The sequence below is a fragment of the Tahibacter harae genome (assembly GCF_024437735.1).
Lineage (GTDB): Bacteria > Pseudomonadota > Gammaproteobacteria > Xanthomonadales > Rhodanobacteraceae > Tahibacter > Tahibacter harae.
This window is the reverse complement of sequence record NZ_JANFQO010000003.1, coordinates 356701-374591: the sequence shown is the minus strand read 5'-3', so window position 1 is coordinate 374591 and position 17891 is coordinate 356701. Positions and strand designations below refer to the sequence as shown.

The 17891-nt window shown below is 68.0% G+C and carries 11 protein-coding genes; 8 read left to right on the top strand and 3 right to left on the bottom strand.

The window, feature by feature from the left end; translation table 11 throughout:
- Positions 1-409: 409 nt before the first annotated feature.
- A complete protein-coding gene (locus NM961_RS04990; RefSeq protein WP_255912099.1) occupies positions 410-1465 on the bottom strand; it encodes a hypothetical protein in 1056 nt (351 codons plus the stop codon).
- Between the two features lie 204 nt (positions 1466-1669).
- Between NM961_RS04990 and NM961_RS04985 the strand changes: the two genes are divergently transcribed.
- Complete coding sequence (locus tag NM961_RS04985) at positions 1670-4648, top strand: bifunctional diguanylate cyclase/phosphodiesterase (protein WP_255912097.1); 2979 nt, start codon at positions 1670-1672, stop codon at positions 4646-4648.
- 176 nt (positions 4649-4824) lie between these two features.
- Here the strand turns inward: NM961_RS04985 and hslO are convergent, their stop codons facing one another.
- A complete protein-coding gene (gene hslO / locus NM961_RS04980) occupies positions 4825-5712 on the bottom strand; it encodes an Hsp33 family molecular chaperone HslO (protein ID WP_255912095.1) in 888 nt (295 codons plus the stop codon).
- A gap of 324 nt (positions 5713-6036) precedes the next feature.
- On the opposite strand from hslO, the gene NM961_RS04975 reads away from it, so the two are divergent.
- The 7 genes from NM961_RS04975 (at position 6037) to NM961_RS04945 (ending at position 16132) form a co-directional block, all read left to right on the top strand.
- Positions 6037-9558, top strand: a complete 3522-nt coding sequence (locus NM961_RS04975; protein WP_255912093.1) for a S8 family serine peptidase — start codon at positions 6037-6039, stop codon at positions 9556-9558.
- A gap of 90 nt (positions 9559-9648) precedes the next feature.
- The gene (gene mtgA, locus NM961_RS04970; protein ID WP_439334193.1) at positions 9649-10371 is read left to right on the top strand and encodes a monofunctional biosynthetic peptidoglycan transglycosylase; all 723 of its coding nucleotides are present in this window, start codon (positions 9649-9651) and stop codon (positions 10369-10371) included.
- A 157-nt stretch (positions 10372-10528) separates the two neighbouring features.
- Positions 10529-11479 (top strand): glycosyltransferase family 2 protein, encoded by a 951-nt coding sequence (locus NM961_RS04965; protein WP_255912091.1) that lies wholly within the window; start codon positions 10529-10531, stop codon positions 11477-11479.
- A gap of 214 nt (positions 11480-11693) precedes the next feature.
- Entirely contained in the window at positions 11694-14375 is a 2682-nt protein-coding gene (locus NM961_RS04960) for a WD40/YVTN/BNR-like repeat-containing protein (RefSeq protein ID WP_255912089.1), read from the top strand.
- Positions 14376-14477: 102 nt separating this feature from the next.
- Positions 14478-14906, top strand: coding sequence for a CBS domain-containing protein (locus NM961_RS04955; RefSeq protein WP_255912087.1), 429 nt, complete (start codon positions 14478-14480; stop codon positions 14904-14906).
- Between the two features lie 121 nt (positions 14907-15027).
- On the top strand, positions 15028-15582 hold the full coding sequence (locus NM961_RS04950; RefSeq protein WP_255912076.1) for an RNA polymerase sigma factor: 555 nt from the start codon (positions 15028-15030) through the stop codon (positions 15580-15582).
- Positions 15575-16132 (top strand): hypothetical protein, encoded by a 558-nt coding sequence (locus tag NM961_RS04945; protein WP_255912074.1) that lies wholly within the window; start codon positions 15575-15577, stop codon positions 16130-16132. Before NM961_RS04950 ends, NM961_RS04945 begins: the two co-directional genes overlap by 8 nt.
- A 76-nt stretch (positions 16133-16208) precedes the next feature.
- Here NM961_RS04945 and NM961_RS04940 read toward each other — a convergent pair whose 3' ends face one another.
- Positions 16209-17810, bottom strand: a complete 1602-nt coding sequence (locus tag NM961_RS04940) for a peptide chain release factor 3 (RefSeq protein ID WP_255912072.1) — start codon at positions 17808-17810, stop codon at positions 16209-16211.
- Positions 17811-17891 lie beyond the last annotated feature (81 nt).

Genomic DNA, 17891 nt, shown 5'->3' with positions numbered 1-17891 from the left:
AACTCGCCCCGATAGCGGTGGATGTCCCGAGCCCGCCAAGCCCACAGCAGGCGAGAGTTGCACCCAAAAACGCCTCGTCAAAACGGGTGTCCCGAATCCCCGTCAGTGTCCCTGCTCCCCGTCCGAAACCCTGGGTCCGTGGCAAGGCCGCCTCAATCCGCGGCAGTTCATCCGGCGCTGGAGGCAATAGCTGTCTTATCAGGGGAGGGGCCGCCGCCACCTTTCAATAAGGTATGTGGATGCGCCTGCCGAGATTGCAGGACTGGGCAATCAGGCTCCGCAACGCTTTCCGCCGCTTCGCCGGGGCTGAAAGCTGGCCGGATCGGTGTGGTCCGGCAGAGCCCGCACAGCGCACGACAAACCTGGCGCCAAGGCGCGGCTTCAAAAGGTTGAACCGGGGGCTGCTGCTTCAGAGGTCTTGCTGGTACTGCACGTACGGCGTGCGTGCCTGGCTGTTGGCTTCGCTGCCGGTCAGGGGCGGATTGGCCCAGAGGTTCTGTGCGCCGATGCTGAGTTCGGCCTGCCAGGGGGTGTGCCAGGTTACGCCGAGGTCGATGCCGGTCCAGCGCTGGGCATCGGCGCCCACGCTGCCGCGCAGCGGGTTGTAGATGCGGCCGGTGATGTTGGTGCTGAGGGCGCTGCCGCCGAGGCCCAGGCTCAGCGCGGTCTGCTGCCACAGCGGGCGGCTGCCGGCGGGATCGGGGCTGAGGCGGATGCGGCCTATGCTGGCGCCCAGGTCCAGGCTCTGCTTGGGCGCGAAGAACCAGCTGCCGCGGGCGCCGAACTGGGCCGAATCGCTGAAGCGTCCCAGGGTATGGGCCGGGATTACCAGGTTGGGCAGGGCGCTGGTGCCGGGGGCGGAGACTGCCGGCAGGGCGGAACTCAGCGCCGGCATCAGATTGCGCGGCAGGGCGGGTTCCAGCCAGCTCAGGGCCAGGCCCAGTTCCAGGCCGAATTCGGAGCCGGCCCAGCTGGCGCCGACGTTGCCGCCGTACCAGTTGCCGCTGCGCAGGTCGGCGCGGGCCGCCTGGCAGTCGGGGCCGATCACGCCGAGGTAGCCGCTGTTGACGCAATCCAGTGCGAGCGCCGGTTCGGCCAGGGTCAGCGGCGCCAGGCTCAGGCCGCCATGCAGATGGGTGTTTTCGCCGAGGCGGACGCCGACGCGGCCGTCCAGCAGGGTGGTGGCGTCGATCAAGCGCCAGTCCAATGCGGTGCCGACCTGGGGCGAGGCCGGCGCTATCGGCGGCTGCGGCGGGCCGGACTGGGCCACGGCGACCAGTACGCGGCCGTCGGGCGTGCTCCACATCGGCACCAGGTTGCTGCTTTCCGCATTCGGGCCGGCGCTGAGCAGGCGGTCCAGCATGGCTTTCTGCTCGGCCTCCGCCGCCTCGGGCACGATGTACTGCGCGGACGCCGCGAGCGGCATCAGCACAGTCAACGCTAAGGTGGCGAGAAGCTTGCGCATGCAGGGAAATGGCCGGGATTGCTGTGGGACCCGCCTGGAAAAATCAAGTTCCGCAGTTTCCAGACACGGTTAGGCGCCGAGTTTACAAAAAAGTAACGCCGATTGCTTGCCTTTCGTCACCAATCTGGCGCAATTCCGCCGATCGGAGCATATCGGTACACTGCCCCGGCCCCACCAGCCCCTGCGCCGAGATCCAGCCGCGTAATGCCTAGTCCCAACGCCACCAGCAGCGCGAATCCGCTTCGTTCCGGCTGGGGCTCGGACGCCATAGACAGCGCGTTGCAGCGTCTGTTGCAGGCAGTAGGCTGGGACGACGTAGGCCAGGCCGGCGTCGCACTCTGTACGGCCCTGCTGGGCCCGGGGCAGTTCCGCCTGGTCGACAGCGCGGCCGCGGCGGTGCTGATGGCGCGGCACGTGGCCAGCCGCCCCGAAGGCGTGGTTTCCGCGCCGCTGGCGCCGCCGATCGTCCTGGTCGACCAGGATGCGCGCGAAGTGCGCGTGCTGCAGGCGCTGGGCGTGCCCGAGGCCACCACCGGCCTGCTCGATGCCCGCGTCCCGGCCGAGGCCTGGTCCGGTGCCGACTGGCAGGAAGCCTGGGCGCGTACCCTGCTGCTGCTGGATGCCAAGCTGGTCAGTGTGCACGCGGCCGACAGCCTGCAGCAGGCGGTGGACCGCCTGGAACGGGCCGAACGCCTGCAGCGCGCCCTGTTCGCCATCGCCGACCAGGCCAATACCGACCGCGACATGCCCGAGGTGATGGCCGCGCTGCACCGCATCGTCGGCAGCCTGATGTATGCGGAGAATTTCTATATCGCGCTGTACGAGCCGTCGCGGCACAGCGTGCGTTTCCCGTATTTCGTCGACGTGGCCGATTCCGACGCGCCGGACCAGACCCGCGAGTTCTCGCTGCACGAGCTGTACCGCAGCATGACCTGGCACCTGATCACCGGCGGCAAGGCGCTGCGCGGCTCGCCCGATATGCTCGGCGGCCAGGTGGACGGCCCCATCTCTCAGGCCGGTCCGGAATGCGTGGACTGGCTGGGCGTGCCGCTGCTGCGCGGCAACCAGGTGGTCGGCGGCATCGTGGTGCAGAGCTATCGCGAGAGCGAACGCTTCACCGAGCAGGACCAGACCCTGCTGACCTATGTCGCCCAGCACATTCTCACCGCCCTGGAACGCCGCCGCGCCCACGAGGAACTGGAGCAGCGCGTGGCCGAGCGCACCGATGCGCTGCGCGAGGCCAATCGTGTGCTGCAGCAGCAGGTGTTGGAACGCCAGCGCGGCGAACGCCTGCAGGCGGCGCTGTTCCGCATCGCCGAGCTGGCCAATGCGACCGACAGCCTGGAGGATTTCTACGCCGCCCTGCACCGCGTCGTCGGCGGCCTGCTTAATGCGCGCAATTTCTACATTGCGCTTGCCTCCGACGATGCCGACGAGCTGCGCTTTCCGTACTCGGTGGACGAATTCGACCACGAGCGGCGCTCGCGCCGGCCCGGCCGCGGCCTGACCGAATACGTGCTCAACCACGGCCAGGCCCTGCTGGTCGACCGCGCCGGCATCGAGCGGCTGACCCAGGCCGGCGCCGTCAACAGCATAGGCACGCAGTCCACCTGCTGGCTGGGCGTGCCGCTGATCTGCGCCGACAAGGCGGTGGGCGTACTCGCCGTGCAGAGCTATTCCGAGGACTACGGCTATACGCCGCGCGACCAGGAATTGCTCACCTTCGTGAGCTACCACATTGCCAATGCGCTGGAGCGCAAGCGCAATGCGGAGTCGCTGAAATCCGCCTATGCCGAGCTGGAGCAGCGCGTCACCGAGCGCACCGCCGAGCTGGCCGCGGCCAACCGCGACCTGCGCGAGCAGATGGCCTACCGCGAAAGCATCGAACGCCAGCTCAAGCACGAGACGTTGCACGATTCGCTTACCGGCCTGCCCAACCGCACCTTGTTCCTGGAGCGCCTGGAGCTGGCCCTGGACCGCTACCGGCGCGATGCGCGGCGGCCGTTTGCAGTGCTGTTCCTGGATCTGGACCGCTTCAAGGTAATCAACGATTCGGTCGGTCATCTGATCGGCGACGATCTGCTGTACGAAGTGGGCGGCCGCATCGCCGGCTGCCTGGATTCCGGCGATGTCGCCGCGCGCCTGGGCGGCGACGAATTCGCCATCCTGCTGCATGACTCGGCCGAGCCCGAGCGCGCGATCAACTTCGCCGCGCGCATCATCCACGCGCTGAATGCACCGATACGCCTGGGCGCCAAGGAAGTGTTCACCTCGGCCTCCATCGGCATTGCGCTGGCCTCGCCGCGCTATGCCAAGGCCGAGGAACTGCTGCGCGACGCCGATGTGGCCATGTACCGGGCCAAGGCCGAAGGCCGCCACCGCTACGCGCTGTTCGACGAAGGCCTGCACCAGGAGGCGCTGCGCCTGCTGGAGGTGGAGAACGATCTGCGCCGCGCCATCGCCCGCGGCGAGCTGGAGCCGTATTTCCAGCCCATAGTGCGATTGTCGGACCGCAGCGTGGTCGGCTACGAGGCCCTGGTGCGCTGGCGACATCCCGAGCGCGGCGTGCTGCTGCCTGGGGATTTCCTGCCCGTGGCCGAGGACAGCGGCTCGGCCGAGCAGATCGACTGGCAGATGTTCGAGCGCGTCTGCGCGATCGCACCGGCGCTGACGGCCCAGGGCGGTTTCATCAGCATCAATCTCACCGCGCGGCATTTCCGCCTCAGCGAGCTGGATCGCGAGCTGTTCGCCATCCTCGATCGCAACGGCGTCATGCCCAGCCGCATCCGCATCGAAGTCACCGAGCGCGCGCTGCTGGAAAACCCGGCCCAGGTGAAGCAGATCCTCGACGGCCTGCGTCGCCGCGGCATCAGCGTGGCGCTGGACGATTTCGGCACCGGCTATTCCAGCCTCAGCTACCTGCACCAGTACCCGCTGCAGGCGCTGAAGATCGACCGCTCCTTCGTCGCCGAGATGCGTCCCTACGACGATGGCAGTTCCAGCGCGGTGGTGCGGGCGATCCTGGCCATGGCCGGCTCGCTGGGCATGCAGGTCATTGCCGAGGGCATAGAGACCGAAGCCCAGCAGCAGGCGCTGGAAGCCCTGGGCTGTGAATTCGGCCAGGGCTTCCTGTTCGGCCGGCCGCAGCCGGCGGAGCACTGGCTGGGCGTCGGCCCGGACTGAGCCGGATCGGCCGCCGCCCGCAGCGGGCGGCCGGGAAACTGCACGCAGACAGTTCCGTACTGCGCCGCAGGCGGATCTCCAGACTCCCGAGCCGATTGCGGCGCAGCTGACCAGCGCTGCGCCTGCCGTCTAACAGACAGGGCACCGCACGCGGAAAACCGCGCACGGCCTTCGGTTCAATGCGTACTGTCCGAACCCGGCGGCTCGGGCTGCTCGCTGAATACCTGCTCCAGGTCGATGCGGTCGAAGTGATAGTGCGCGTTGCAGAACTCGCAGGTGACCTCAATGCGGCCGTCGGACTGCAGCGCTGCTTCGCTCTCGTCGCGGCCCAGGTTGCGCAGCACCGCCGCGACCCGTTCGCGGCTGCAATGGCAGCCGAAATGCAAGTCGCGCTGTTCGTTGACGCGCACGTTTTCCTCGTGGAACAGGCGCAGCAGCACCTGTTCCGGTTCCAGCTGCAGCAGTTCCTCGTCGGTCAGCGTGGCGGCGAGGTGGCGTACCCGGTTCCAGCCGTCCGGATCGGCGCCGCCGCTGCCGCCGGCCTGGGCCAGCGGCTGCAGGATCAGGGCCGCGGCGCGGCCGCCGGCGCAGGCCAGCTGGATGCGGCTGGGCAACTGCTCGGAACGCTCGAAATAGCCCTCCAGCAACTGCGCCAGGCTGCCGTGCTCCACCGGCACCATGCCCTGCTGGCGCTGGCCGGTGGCGGCGTTCTCGATGGTGACGGCCAGCAGCGGCTCGGCCAGTGACGCCAGGTCGACGGCGGCGCCGATGCCTTCACGCCACTGCGCCAGGCCGCGCACGCGGCCCTCGTCATTGCATTCGGTATACAGCAGGCCCAGCTCGCCCTTGCTGTGCAGCTGCAGGGACAGCTTGCCGGTGAACTTGATGGTGCCGGTCAGCGCGGCCGTCGCCGCCAGCGCCTGGCCCAGCAGTGCGGCGACCGCAGGCGGATAGGCGCTGCGTCCGGCCACTTCCTGCCAGGCATCTTCCAACTGCACCAGCACGCCGCTCACGCCGGCGCGCTCAAGCAGGAAACGGTGCAGACGATCGGGGGTTCTTTCCACGTAAGGCATCCTTGTTGAAGGCGGCTCAGCTGCGGCCGCCGGGACGGATTTGCAAGTGCGGGCGGATTATCCGCCATGCCGCCGCGGCCGCCGGGCCGCAGCCGGGCCGGGCGGCCGGACCTGGCCGAATCGTGGCTTTTTGTGATCTTCCGGCACTGCCTGTACGGACAACTCCAGTTCCGGCGCGGCTTTGGCCGGAATCGGCCTTGAGAAATATTTTTTGATCGGTCTATAGTCTGATTTACCTGCTGTTCAGCCCCCGCATACTTGGGCGCTGTTGCGGTTCTTGCGGCTGATGCCGCCTTTTCCTGGGAGACCGAATCCATGAAACATCACCGCCTTGCCGCGGCGATTTCGCTGCTTCTCGTCGCCAGCGCTGCCACCGCGCAGGGACCCCGCGCGGTCCAGCCCAGTGCCGTCGGTGCGGAACAGCTCACCGACGCCGTGGTGAACAACGCCCGCCTGCTGCTGACCCGCGCCGGTGCCATCGATCCCACCCAGGAGCGCGTCGACTACAGCGCCACCGGCGCTGCCGCCGACGTGACCACGGCGCGCTACGCCCTGGTCCAGTTCGCCGACGGCGACCGCGGCGGCCGTGAGCGCCTGGAGAAGCGCGGCTTCCGCATCCTGGGCTATGTGCCCAACAACGCCTTCATCGTCGGCCTGGGCGCGCAGCGCAGTCTGGCCGATCTCAACAGCGACCGCGGCGTGCGCTGGGCCGGGCTGTATCAGCCCGGCATGAAGCTGGATCCGGCGCTGTACGCCGGCGCCCGCAGCAGCCTGGGCCAGGCGCCCGGCGGCGGCATCGACGTGGAAATCTACGGCTTCGCCGGCGAATCGGCCGAGGCCCTGGCCCAGGTCGTGCTCAAGGTTTCCGGCGTGCGCGCCAGCGTGGTCAATCCGCGCGCGGACAGCCCGTATGTGCGCCTCAACGTCGATGCCGCCAGGCTGGCCGACCTGGTGCGCGTGGCCACCGGCATGGAAGGCGTGGCCTGGGTAGGCCACTACCTGCAGCCCGAGCTGGACAATTCCGGCGCGATCGGCGCCATCCAGGGCAACAGCACGGTCAACATCGCCGGCAGCGGCACGGTCGAGGCCGGCCGCACGCCGATCTGGGACCACGGCCTCTTCGGCAGCAACCAGATCGTGTCGATCTCCGACTCGGGCCTGGATGCGAACGAAGCCTGGTTCACCACGCTGAACAAGGGCAGCGGCCCGGTCACCGCGGTGACCGAGGCGGAAACTCCGCTGCCGCCGGCCCTGGGCACCACCTATCCGACCCGCAAGGTCTACGGCTACTGGGTGCAGCCGGGCGCGACGGCGTACGACAACAACCAGGTCTGCACCACCAGCGCGACCAGCTTCCACGGCACGCATACCAGCGGCACCATCGCCGGCGACGCCGCCGGCACCTTTGGCAGCACCTACCTGGCTTCCACCCCGACTGCGGCCAACCACGAACTGGCCGATGGCATGGCGCCGAACGCCCAGCTGCTGTTCCAGGACATCGGCAACGACACCACCGGCTGCCTTTCCATCACCGATCTCAGCAGCACCCTGTCGCAGGCCTATGCGGCCAGCGCGCGCATCCACAGCGCGAGCTGGGGCGCGCCCACCGGCGGCGTCTACTCGGGCAACGACTACGAAGTCGACTACACCCTGAGCAAGGAAGAGGACATGCTGTTCGTGGTGTCGGCCGGCAACAGCGGTCCGGGCACCCAGTCCATCGGTTCGCCGGGCAACGCCAAGAACGCCGTCACGGTGGGCGCCACCGCCCATGCCGGCGGCACCTCCGTGGCCAGCTTCAGCAGCCGCGGCCCCACTGCCGACGGCCGCCGCAAGCCCGACGTGATGGCGCCGGGTTCGTCGACCATATCCGCTGCGGGCGACACCACTACCAATACCACTCCGGAAACGCCGGCGACTTCGTCCAAGAGCGGCACCTCCATGGCTGCGCCCACCGTTTCGGGCAACGCCGCGTTGATGCGCCAGTTCTTTGCCGACGGCTTCTACCCGCGCGGTACGGCCACCGCGGCCGACAAGTACAACCCGTCGGGTATGGTCATGAAGGCGACCATCCTCAACGGCACCAACCCGGTCACCACGGCGAACTGGGACAGCAACACCTACGGCTGGGGCCGCATGTGGCTGGACTCCAACCTGTGGTTCAGCAATACCCTGACCGGCGGCGACGACAACCGCCGCCTGCGCCTGTTCGAGCGCACCCAGGCCGCCGGCCTCAAGACCGGCGACACCCATGTCTACACCATCGCCAATGTCGCCGCCGGCCAGGAACTGCGCGCGACCCTGGCCTGGTACGACATCGAGGCACAGCAGGGCGCGGTAGTGTCCCTGGTCAACAACCTCGACCTGGAAGTCACCGGCCCGGGCGGCACCTACCTCGGCAACGTGTTCGCCAGTGGCGTCTCCACCACCGGAGGCAGCGCCGACGCGCGCAACACGGTCGAACAGGTGCGCCTGACCGCACCGGCCGCCGGCACCTACACCTTCACCGTGCGCGGCACCAACATCCCGGGCGGCTCGCGTCCGAACACCAACCGCCAGGGCTATGCGCTGGCCGTGTCCGGCGCCTTCGGCCTGCCGGCCACCGCGCCGGCGGCGGCGCCGGTCGCCGTCAATGCGACCAACAGCGGCAATCAGGTCAATGTCGCCTTCACCGGCGCGGCGAACAGCTACCAGCTCTACCGCGCCGATGGCACCTGCGCCAGCGCCGACCCGGGCAATTTCCGCCTGGTCGGCAGCGGCGCGGCCAGCCCGCTGGTCGACTCCACGCCGCAGTCGGGCAAGACCTACGCCTACAAGATCCGCGGCATCGCCAACGATGTCGAAGGCGAGGTGTCCAACTGCGTCGAGGTGACCTCGACCGCGGCCTGCACCCTGCAGCCGGAATTCACCCACGACAGCGTCGCGGTGACCTCGACCCAGGGCACGACCTGCACCGTCGGACTGGCCTGGGATGCCGCGCAGGCCAACTGCGCCGCGTCCACCGGCATCAGCTACGCGGTACAGCGCGACAACTCGCCGTATTTCCCGGCGCCGGTCACGGTGGTCAGCGGCCATCCCTCGACCACCTACAACGACACGGCCGTGTCCTTCGCCCAGCCGTACTTCTACCGCGTCACCGCCAGCGACTCGCTCGGCAACACGGCGCCGGTCAGCCTGGTGGTGAACGGCACGCCCATCGGTCCGGACGGCGTGCGCGGCGACTCCTACAGCGACAACGGCGACGACAGGATCTTCGTCACGCTGGACTCGCCGTGGCACGTGACCAACACCTCGGCCAACACCGGCACGCGCAGCTACCACTCCGGCTATGACAACGTCAGCTATCCGTCGGCGACCTGCGCGGCCATCACCACGCCCAAGCTGCTCGTGCAGCCCGGTGCTGTGCTGAGCTTCCAGGCGCGCTACGACCTGGAATACCAGTGGGATGGCATGGTCATGGAAATCTCCACCGACAACGGTGCGACCTGGTCCGATCTGCCGCCGGATGGCGGCTATCCGGACACCCTGGCCGAAACCCTGAGTCCGCCGATCAACGCCTGCGGCTACCCCAACACCCAGGGCGCGTTCACCGGCGTCACCACGCCGACCGCGAACAATTCCTCGGCCAATGGTACGACGTCGGTGTACAAGCCCTTCACGCGCAACCTCAGCAGCTACGCCGGCCAGAACGTGCGCATCCGCTGGCGCGTGACGGCCGACAGCAACACCGAGTACGCCGGCGCCTTCATCGACGACATCAGCCTGGGCGGCAGCGCCCTGGACCGCCTGTTCGCCGACGGCTTCGAGAGCAACGCGCAGTTCAACTGCAAAACGCAGTAAGACCTGTCCCGCACAGGGCAACGGGCGCGGCTTGCCGCGCCCGTTGCATTTCTGCGAGGCTGCGGACTTCCTTTCCTCGACAGTCGCCGCGTGGCCTCACGTACTCCCAAGCGCCGCGTCGCGCGCTTCCTCTGGCGCTGGAGCTGGCGCCTGGCACTGGCCTGGCTGGCCGGCAGCATCGCCCTGGTGCTGCTGCTGCGCTTCGTGCCGGTGCCGTATTCCGGCTTCATGGCCGAGCGCCAGCTCGCCGCCTGGACCGCCGGCGAGGACAATTTCCGCCTGCGCCAGCGCTGGGTGCCGCTGGCGCAGGTCTCGCGCGAACTGCCTATCGCCCTGGTCGCGGCGGAGGACCAGAAATTCCCGCGCCATCACGGTTTCGACGTGGAAGCGATCCGCGAGGCAATCGAGGATGCCGAGGACGGCGAGCGCCTGCGCGGCGCCAGCACGATCAGCCAGCAGACCGCCAAGAACCTGTTCCTGTGGAACGGGCGCAGCTTCGTGCGCAAGGGGCTGGAAGCCTATTTCACCGTGCTGATCGAGCTGTGCTGGCCCAAGCGGCGCATCCTGGAGGTGTATATGAACGTGGCCGAGTTCGGCGACGGCGTCTACGGCGCGGCCGCGGCCAGCCAGGTGTATTTCCGCAAGACGCCCGGCGCGCTGACCGCGCGCGAGGCGGCCCTGCTCGCCGCGGTGCTGCCCAATCCGCGGCGCCTGCGCGTGGACAAGCCTTCGGCCTACGTGCAGCGGCGCGCGGTCTGGATCGAGCGGCAGACGCGCCAGCTCGGCGGGCCGGGCTACCTCGGCATCTACTAGCCGCGTCCGCCGCGACGGCGGCGGCATGGCGAACGCGGCGGTGTGCAGCGGCGCGGCCCGTATGCGTGCGGCGTGGCGGGCGTGCCGCGGCCGGGTCGCGTTCTGTCACAAAGCTCGGCTAGCATCGGCCGGTTTTTTCCAGCCGCGTGTCATTTTTATGAACACTCTAGCCGTCGTGGTTCCGGCCTATAACGAGAGCGAAGGCTTGCGCGAATTCCAGCGCCGCATAGGTCTCGTGTTCGACGGCCTGGACCTGCAATGCAGCGTGCTCTACGTCGACGACGGCAGCCGCGACGATACCTGGCAGGTAATGGAATCCCTGCGCGCGCAGGATCCGCGCGTGGCCACGCTCAAGCTCAGCCGCAATTTCGGCAAGGAACTGGCGCTGACCGCGGGCCTGGACCATGTCGACGCCGACGCCGTCGTGGTCATCGACGCCGACCTGCAGGACCAGCCCGAACTGATCCCCGAATTCGTCGCGCGCTGGCGCGAAGGCTACGACGTGGTCTACGGCACGCGCTCCAACCGCGCCGGCGAGACCGTGCTGAAGAAATTCACCTCGGCCGCGTTCTACCGCGTGATGGAGAAGATGAGCGACCTGCCGGTGCCGCGCGACACCGGCGATTTCCGCCTGATGAGCCGGCGCGTGGTCGATGCGCTGAAACTGGTGCGCGAGCGCCAGCGTTTCATGAAGGGCCTGTTCACCTGGGTCGGCTTCCGCCAGACCGCCATCGTCTACGACCGCGATTCGCGCTTCGCCGGCGATAGCAAATACAACTATTGGAAGTTGTGGAATTTTGCGCTTGAAGGCATCACCTCGTTCTCGTCCTTCCCGCTGCGCCTGGCGACCTATGTCGGCTTCTTCGCCGCCCTGGTCGCGTTCGTATTCGGCGTGATCGTGTTCTTCAAGGCCCTGGTCTACGGTGACCCGGTGCGCGGCTATCCTTCGCTGATGGTGGTGGTGCTGTTCCTGGGCGGAGCCCAGCTCATGGCCCTGGGCATGATCGGCGAATACCTGGGCCGCACCTATGTCGAATCCAAGCAGCGGCCGCTGTATTTCGTCGACCGCCACCATGCGCCCGGCGCTTCTGCCGCGAAGCGGGACTGATCAAAAAAGCCCTACTGTGCAGCATTGAAATTAAGTCTATGGACGCGGGTCTTTGGGCTGAGGCATGCTCCGCCTGATGTCGGTCCTGTGCCAGGGGCCGGCCGATTCCGGTGCATGAGGGGGACCCGGTTGCGCCGGTTCTGAATTCGTCGTCCGTGCGCCAGGGAAGGGGCGCAACGCCATTGCACGGGCGGCCTACCGCGGAGTTCATCGCATGTTCCTGTCGTTCCCGCCGCGCCGGCGGCTTTGCCTTGCCCTGACGCTGGCGGCGCTGGCCACCAGTGCCTGCCAGACCAACCAGACCCGCAGCCTGGCCGGCGAACGCGACCGCGAAGGCGGCGAATACGAAGCCAATGAGGCCGCCGCGCCGCCCAAGGGCGACTACTGGGCGCAGCGTGCGTCCTATCCCACCGGCACCTTCAGCCAGCTCTGGCTGGCCGAGGCGGCGGTGCAGGAGAAGCAGATCCGCGCCGGCGTTCCGCAGGGCGAGAAATCCTATGCGCGCGCATCCGATTCGCCGCTGGCGCTGGATCCGGCCCGCTTCACCTCGCTGGGTCCCAAGCCGCTCAACGACACCGAATGGGGCTTCGGCCGCGTCTCCGGCCGCACCAATGTGATCGTGGTCGATCCGGTCGATCCCACCATCGCCTACGCCGGCTCCGACGGCGGCGGCGTATGGAAGACCACCAATTGCTGTTCGGCTTCCACCACCTGGGAAATCAAGACCGATGGCATTGCGCAGATCGTCAACGCGGCGATCGGCGACATCCACATCGACCCGAACAACCGCAACACCATCTACGCCGGCACCGGCGACCTGCGCTACGGCTCGTTCTCGTTCGGTTCCTCGGGCCTGCTCAAGAGCACCGACGCCGGCGCGACCTGGAGCGTGCTCGGCGAGAACGAGTTCGGCATGTTCTACCAGCCTTCCGCCGGCGGTTTTCCGCAGTACCAGGCGATAGGCAAGGTGGTGGTCGATCCGAATGACTCGAACAAGGTCGTCGTCGGCACCAAGACCGGCCTGTTCTTCTCCTACGACGCCGGCGGCACCTGGTCCGGCCCCTGCTATACCAACGCCTTCACCAGCGGCCCCACCGCCCAGCGCCAGGACATCACCGCGCTGATCGCGGTGGACCGGGGCGCGACTACGGCGCTGTTCGCCGGCGTGGGCACGCGCGGCACGCCGACGCCGGTGCAGCCGGACCTGGGCAACAACGGCGCCAACGGCCTGTACGAGACCGCCATGCCCGCCAGCGGCTGTCCGGCTGTCGCCAACTGGCAGCTGCGCAACAGCGGCTGGCCGGCCGGCGTGGGCAGCGGCACGCCCAGCACCAGCATCGGCCGCATCGAGCTGGCCGTGGCGCCGACCAACAACCAGATCATGTACGCCATGATCTCCGACGTGACCTCGCGCGGCGTGCACTCGGTGCTGAGGTCCAGCGACGGCGGCGCCACCTGGACCCAGACCACCACCGGCAGCGGCTTCACCGGCTGCGGCAACGCAGGCACGCAGATGTGGTACGACGCCGGCCTGACCGTGTCGCCGACCAATCCGGACGTGGTCTTCGCCAGCGCGGTGGACCTGTTCCGTTCCACCAACGCCGGCGCCGGCTTCACCAACGTCACCTGCGGCTATTCCGGCGGCGGCGTGCATGTGGATCACCACGCCCGTGCCTATGTCGGCAACGACCCGGACAAGCTGCTGATCGGCAACGACGGCGGCGTTTACTACACCGCCAACGCCACGGCGGCGACGCCGACGTTTATCTCGCTCAACGACAGCCTCAACACCATCGAGTTCTATTCCGGCGACATCACCGCGAACTTCGCCACCTCGGCCAATCCCGGCGCCAGCGGCGGCGCCCAGGACAACGGCAGCTCCGCGGCGCTGTTCGGCGCCAATCCCGGCGCCATGCTGTGGGAATCGACCAACAGCGGCGACGGCACCTATACCCGCATCGAGCCGCTGAACGCGCAGCGCTGGTACTACCAGTCGCAGAACGGCGCGGTGCGCGTGTCCACCACCGGACCGTTCGGCGCCACGGTGAATGCCAGCGGCGGCTGGGGCAGCGACCGCAAGAGCTTCCTCATGCCGATCGAGGTCTACAAGCACGGCGATCCGGCGGTGGCCAATTCCGGCTGCGCCACCGGCGTCAACGGCTGCGGCCGCATGATCGCGGGCACGCATCGTCTCTGGGAGACCCTGACCGGCGCCGTGCCCACGTCCAGCTGGCAGGCCAAGACGGGCGACCTGACCAAGAACAACCTGATCCTGGGCTCGGACAACCGCTCCTACATCAACCAGCTGACCTATTCCTTCACTGATCCGACCGTCGCCATCGTCGGCACCAACGACGGCAACGTGCAGTACGTGTTCAACCTGGGCGTGGCCGGCACCAACAACGCGACTGCGGTCGATGTCACCGGCGCCAACGCCGTGCTGCCGAACCGCCCGGTGCAGGACGTGGTCACGGATGCGCAGAACCCGCTGGTCGGCTATGCCGCCATTGCCGGTTTCGACCAGAACACGCCGGCCACGCCGGGCCATGTGTTCCGCGTCACCTGCACCGCCAATTGCGCCACGTTCACCTGGGAGAACAAGACCGGCAACCTGCCCAACATCCCGGTCAACGCCATCATGGTCAGCCCGCACGTACCCGGCCAGGTATTCGCCGGCACCGACTGGGGCCTGTACTACACCGACAACATCAATGCGGCCAGCCCGGTGTGGCAGTACTTCGAAGGCCTGCCGCGCGCGATGATCTGGGACCTGGTGGTGGATCGCGGCCTGAGTACCCTGGTCGCCTTCACCCGCTCCCGCGGCGCCTGGGCCTGGCCGCTGCCGCAGGGTTCCAGCGACACCATCTTCAAGTACGGCTTCGAGCTGCTGCCGTAGCAGCCGCGACAGCGGCCGGCGCAGCCTGCGCCGGCCGCCTTAGCCCTGGCCCGCGCCGCGCGCTAGACTGCGATTCCCAGGCAGGTCGCGCGCGGAGGCTGCATGCGTCAGGTCAAACATCTGCTGGAAGGCAAGGGCGGCCAGGTTTTCTCGGTGGAGCCCGATCAGCCGGTTCTGCAGGCCATACAGGCTATGGCCGATCACCACGTCGGCGCCTTGCTGGTGATGAACGGCGAGGAGCTGGCCGGCATCGTTTCCGAGCGCGACTATGCGCGCAAGGTCATCCTGCTGGGGCGTTCCTCGGCGGAGACGCCGGTGTGGCAGATCATGTCCGCGCCGGTGGAGACCGTATCGCCCGACAACACCGTCGACGAATGCATGCTGCTGTGCACGCAGCGGCGCATACGCCATCTGCCCGTGGTGGCGCAGGGGCGCGTGGTCGGGGTGATCTCCATAGGCGACCTGGTCAAGGCCGTGATCGAGGAACAGGCCGAGGCGCTGGCCCACATGCAGCGCTATATCGCCGGCTGAGCGCAGTCCTTCGCCGCGGTACGGAGCCTGCGCCGCACGGCCGTCATGTGGCGCAGGCCATGATTGCCAGCACCTGGCGTTTCGCGGACGATGCGCGACTTTCCCTGTCCGCCGGTAAGCCGTGGGCCGCATAAACGACCCCAATCACGAGCGTCTGGAGCGCCTGCTGGCCGACTACGGCGCCAAGCTGCGCGCCCTGGTCTCGGCCCACGGCCTGGCCCGCCACGGCATCGACGCCGACGATGTGGAACAGGAAGTCCGCATCCGGCTATGGCGGGCGATAGAGCGTGACCGGTCTGCGGCCTTTCATGCGTCTTATATCCAGCGAGTGGTTGCCAGCACCGTGATCGACGCCCTGCGCAGGGCCCAGGTCCGGGCGGCAGAACCGCTGCCGGAGGACGGCGAGGAAGGTTTCGATCCCTTTCCGGACCAGAATCGCGGCCCTGAGGACCGTGCCAGCGGTCACCAGCACGTCGAGCAGCTCAAAGCCTGCCTCGCCGCGCTGCCTGAACGCCGGCGCCAGCCCATCAGCCTGCATCTGCAAGGCTTTGCCCTGCAGGAAATCGCGGATCTGATGGGTACCTCGGCCGAGGCAGCCAGGAAATTGGTTTCGCGCGGCATGGATGAACTGAAACAGCGCCTGCGCGACATAGGAGCCGGAGAGTTTGATGACTAAGCCCAGCCTTTCCCAGCTTTATCAGACGCTTACCGCGCCGCAGAGCCTCAGCGCGCGGGCCCTGGTCGATGCCGACACGGCGCTGCGCGCGGCCGCCGGCCGTATCGTGCCGCACGAGCGCGGCGAGGTCGTCGATGCCCTGGCGGGCTCTGCCGCCCACGCCGACCTGGTGCGTTTCCTCAGCGCGCTGGAACCGTCCTCGGCCCAGCTGGCGCATTGCCTGGCCCAGGCCGCTCCGGCGCACGGGCTGCGCGAGCGCAGCCGGCGCAGTGCCCATGGCCGCCGCAGCCGCGAGCGCGGCTGGCAGTGGGGCGCGATGGCCGCCAGCGTGGTCGCCGCCCTGGCCCTGTTCGCCGCCCACAGCGGCCAGCACACGCAGATGGCCGGCCAGTCCGCCCTGGCCCGCCTGCAGGCGCCGGCGGCGCAGCCCGACAGCATCTTCGCCGCGGTGGAAAGCCCGTCCGACGCCCGCGGCGACGAGATCTTCCGCTACGGCGGCGGCGACAATCCGCTCAACGACCGCATCTTCCGCACGCCCTCCGACAGCTGAGCCGGCGCGCATCATGCGCCCATGAAAAAAGCCCGTCTCGCGACGGGCTTTTTTCGTTCCGGAACTCGCAGCGGCTTCAACCCGCCGCGCTGCTCGCGTGCTCGCGCGTGGCGGCGAACTGCACGTCCGGCCAGCGTTCCTGGGTGAGTTGCAGGTTGACCCGGCTGGGCGCCAGATAGACCAGTTCGCCGGCGGCGTCTATGGCCAGGTTGGTCGCGTTCTTGTCGCGGAATTCCTCCAGTTTCCTGGCATCCCTGCAGTGGATCCAGCGCGCCGTGCTGACCGTGATCGGCTCGAACACGCATTCCACGCCGTATTCGTCCTTGAGACGGTAGGCCACCACGTCGAACTGCAGCACGCCGACCGCGCCCAGGATCAGGTCGTTGGACATCAGCGGCTTGAAGAACTGGGTCGCGCCTTCCTCGGACAGCTGGGCCAGGCCCTTCTGCAGCTGCTTCATCTTCAGCGGATCCTTCAGCCGCGCGCGGCGGAACAGTTCGGGCGCGAAGTTGGGAATGCCGGTGAAGCTCAGCGCCTCGCCTTCGCTGAAGGTGTCGCCGATGGAAATGGTGCCGTGGTTGTGGATGCCGATGACGTCGCCGGGATAGGCCTCGGCCACGATCTCGCGGTCGGAGGCCATGAAAGTCAGCGCATTGGCCAGCTTCATCTCCTTGCCGCTGCGCACGTGGAAGGACTTCATGCCGGCCTCGAAACGGCCGGAGCAGATGCGCATGAAGGCGACGCGGTCGCGGTGCATGGGATCCATGTTCGCCTGGATCTTGAACACGAAGCCGGACATCTTTTCCTCTTCCGGCTGCACCTGGCGCGTCGTCGTCGCCCGCGCCTGCGGCGCCGGCGCGTGGGCGACGAAGAAATCCAGCAGCGGCTGCACGCCGAAATTGTTCACCGCCGAACCGAAGAACACCGGCGCCAGGCGGCCGGCCAGGTATTCGTCCAGGTCGAACGGATGCGAGGCGCCTTCGACCAGCTCCAGTTCGTCGCGCAGTTCCCGCAGCATATCGGCGCCGATGCGCTCGGCCAGGCCCGGATCGTCCAGCGAGGCGAAAATGGTCGAATCCTGGCGCGTGAAATTGCGTCCCGGCTCGTACAGGTGCACTTCGCCGCTGATCAGGTGATAGACGCCCTTGAGGCGCGAACCCATGCCGATGGGCCAGGTGATCGGCGCGCACTGGATCTTCAGCACCGACTCGACCTCGTCCAGCAGCTCGATCGGCGAGCGGCCTTCGCGGTCCAGCTTGTTGATGAAACTCATGATGGGCGTGTCGCGCAGGCGGCAGACTTCCATCAGCTTGATGGTGCGTTCCTCCACGCCCTTGGCGCAGTCAATCACCATCAGCGCCGAGTCCACCGCGGTCAGCACGCGGTAGGTGTCCTCGCCGAAGTCGGCGTGGCCGGGCGTGTCGAGCAGGTTGACGATGCAGTCTTCGTAGGGGAACTGCATCACCGAGGAAGTGACCGAGATGCCGCGCTCCTTTTCCAGCGCCATCCAGTCCGAGGTCGCATGGCGCGCGGCCTTGCGGCCCTTGACGCTGCCGGCCATCTGGATCGCCCCGCCGAACAGCAGCAGCTTCTCCGTCAGCGTGGTCTTGCCCGCGTCGGGATGCGAAATGATGGCGAACGTGCGGCGGCGCCGCATTTGGGTCAGGTGATCGGACATGGCGGCGGTCTGAGGGAGCAACCCGGCGCCCAGGGCGGGGCAGGGGACCGCGAAGTATAGCGGCAGGCCGGGCGGGGCGGG

Excerpts from the sequence above, each read along its gene's own strand:
- NM961_RS04965 (WP_255912091.1), top strand. The coding sequence starts at position 10,529 with ATGAACACTCTAGCCGTCGTGGTTCCGGCCTATAACGAGAGCGAAGGC.
- NM961_RS04940 (WP_255912072.1), bottom strand. The coding sequence starts at position 17,810 with ATGTCCGATCACCTGACCCAAATGCGGCGCCGCCGCACGTTCGCCATC.
- NM961_RS04985 (WP_255912097.1), top strand. The coding sequence starts at position 1,670 with ATGCCTAGTCCCAACGCCACCAGCAGCGCGAATCCGCTTCGTTCCGGC.
- NM961_RS04990 (WP_255912099.1), bottom strand. The coding sequence starts at position 1,465 with ATGCGCAAGCTTCTCGCCACCTTAGCGTTGACTGTGCTGATGCCGCTC.
- NM961_RS04960 (WP_255912089.1), top strand. The coding sequence starts at position 11,694 with ATGTTCCTGTCGTTCCCGCCGCGCCGGCGGCTTTGCCTTGCCCTGACG.
- NM961_RS04975 (WP_255912093.1), top strand. The coding sequence starts at position 6,037 with ATGAAACATCACCGCCTTGCCGCGGCGATTTCGCTGCTTCTCGTCGCC.
- NM961_RS04955 (WP_255912087.1), top strand. The coding sequence starts at position 14,478 with ATGCGTCAGGTCAAACATCTGCTGGAAGGCAAGGGCGGCCAGGTTTTC.
- NM961_RS04945 (WP_255912074.1), top strand. The coding sequence starts at position 15,575 with ATGACTAAGCCCAGCCTTTCCCAGCTTTATCAGACGCTTACCGCGCCG.